Source organism: Mesorhizobium sp. M7A.F.Ca.US.007.01.2.1, assembly GCF_003998165.1.
GTDB lineage: Bacteria > Pseudomonadota > Alphaproteobacteria > Rhizobiales > Rhizobiaceae > Mesorhizobium > Mesorhizobium ciceri.
On record NZ_RZQP01000430.1, the window covers coordinates 1 to 2185 of the forward strand.

A 2185-nucleotide genomic window follows, 5' to 3' on the forward strand; every position below is an offset into this window, starting at 1 on the left:
CGCCGTTGAGTGGGTCGAGGCCTGTGGCATCAGCCCCCTTGTCGTCGGTGAGAAGCATGGTGTCGGCGAGCGTTGCCTTGACGCCCGTCTGCTCCTGGCCGGCAGCAGGTGCCGCGCCCGGTGCGACCGGAGCAAATTCGATGGCGATCGTGTTGAGGCGCGGCCGGTAGTTGGTGGTGCCGACGACATTGTAGCCACGGTCCGGCAACAGCCAGAGCGAACCCCTGTAGCCGGCGGTGTCATGCGTCCAGCCTGATGCGTCGATCGCCATGCCGGAACCCGAGCCGAAGGTCTCGCCGAACTTGTCGCGCTGAGCGGCCGGGATGCGGCCGACGCCGACCAGCCCCTTGTTGACGAGGCCGCCGACGGTCGCGGTGCTGTCGGCGAGCGCTGGCGCCAAGGCGGTGAACAAGGCCAGCGCGACGCCAAGCGACGCGGGTCGATACAGGTGCTTCATGGATAATCCTCTTTGTGACGGATGTGCCGGAGCGGCCGGGGGACGAAAAACTGAAAGAGGTACGACATCGATGATGTTGCGCAAGCCTCCCCGAAACGCGGTCTACGGCGCGAACATGATGCTTGCGTGACAGCGCGCAGTGCATGCCGGCGGTCGACGAAAAACGATGCGCGCGCGCCGGCACTGGACACTTATGTCCAGTGGATATATACTCCAGTCTTCGGACCAACCGTGGAGGGGAAGCCTTGAAGTCGCACTACCGCGCAGTCGTCATCGGAGGTGGCGTGGTCGGAGCCTCGGTGCTCTATCACCTGACGCGGTTCGGCTGGAGCGATGTGGCGCTGATCGAGCGCGCAGAACTGACGGCCGGTTCGACCTGGCACGCGGCGGCAGGCTTCCATGCGCTCAACGCCGATCCCAACGTGGCGGCGCTGCAGGACTACACCATCAATCTCTACCGGGAGATCGAGGCCGAATCCGGCTGGGATATCGGCCTGCACATGACGGGCGGCGTCAACATCGCCAGCGATCCCGCGCGCTGGGAGTGGCTGAAATCAGCCTGGGCCGTGTTCCAGTCGGTCGGCATCGAGACCGCGCGCCTGGTCACGCCCGACGAGATCAAGGCGATCTGCCCGATCGTCGACGTCAACGGTGTTCTTGGCGGCCTGCATGATTCCAACGAAGGCCATCTCGACCCGTACGGTACCACGCATGCCTATGCGGGTGCTGCGAAGAAGCGCGGCGCCGACATCATCTTGCGCAACCGGGTCGTCGAGCTGAAAGCACGTGCCGACGGGCGCTGGGACGTCATCACCGAGCAGGGCACCATCATCGCCGAGCATGTCGTCAATGCCGGCGGGCTGTGGGCGAAGCAGCTCGGCCGCATGGCCGGCGTCGACCTGCCGGTGACGCCGATGGAGCACCACTATTTCATCACCGATGACATTCCGGAGATCGCAGCACTTGACAGGGAAATCGGCATCGCCGTCGATCTCGACGGCTTTTCATACCTGCGGCAGGAGCGCAAGGGTGTGCTGCTTGGCGTCTATGAGCAGAACCCAAAGCACTGGAACATGGACGGAGCGCCGTGGGATTACGGCATAGAGCTGATCCCGGAAGACATCGACCGCATCAGCCCGGAACTCGCCAAGGCGCATGAGCGCTTCCCTTGCCTGGCGACGGCCGGTATCCGCAAATGGGTCAACGGCGCCTTCACCTTCACGCCGGACGGCAATCCGATTGTCGGGCCGGTGCGCGGCCTGAAGAACTACTGGGTCGCCTGCGGCGTCATGGCCGGTTTCAGCCAGGGCGGCGGCGTCGGCAAGTCGCTGGCCGAATGGATGATTTTCGGCGAACCGCAGGCCGACATCTTCGGCATGGATATCGCTCGCTACGGTGCCTTCGCCGCCAACCGCGAATATCTCAGGCAGACGACGCGCCAGTTCTATTCGCGCCGGTTCGTCATGACCTTTCCCAATGAACGGCTGCCCGCCGGCCGGCCGCTGAAACGCCCCGGCGCCTATGACGGCATGAGCGCGGCGGGATGCGAATGGACGGCTTCCTGGGGGCTGGAAATCCCGGCCTATTTCGCGCCGATGGGATTTGCCGAGAGCACGACGCTGCGGCGCTCCAACGCCTTCGACATCGTCGGCGAGGAGGCGCTGCAGGTGCGGCGCGCCGCCGGCCTCGTCGATATCTCGGCCTATGCGCGCTATGCGGTGTCGGGGC

1 protein-coding gene and 1 pseudogene are annotated in these 2185 nt (G+C 65.0%); one reads left to right on the top strand and one right to left on the bottom strand.

Annotation, left to right across the window (positions count from 1 at the left end; translation table 11 throughout):
- A pseudogene (locus EN949_RS34720) lies at nt 1–457 on the bottom strand (hypothetical protein); the annotation flags it as partial.
- 245 nt (nt 458–702) lie between these two features.
- Here EN949_RS34720 and EN949_RS34725 point away from each other — a divergent pair.
- Nucleotides 703–2185 (top strand): FAD-dependent oxidoreductase (locus tag EN949_RS34725; RefSeq protein WP_127371967.1); only part of this gene is annotated, 1483 nt, incomplete at its 3' end.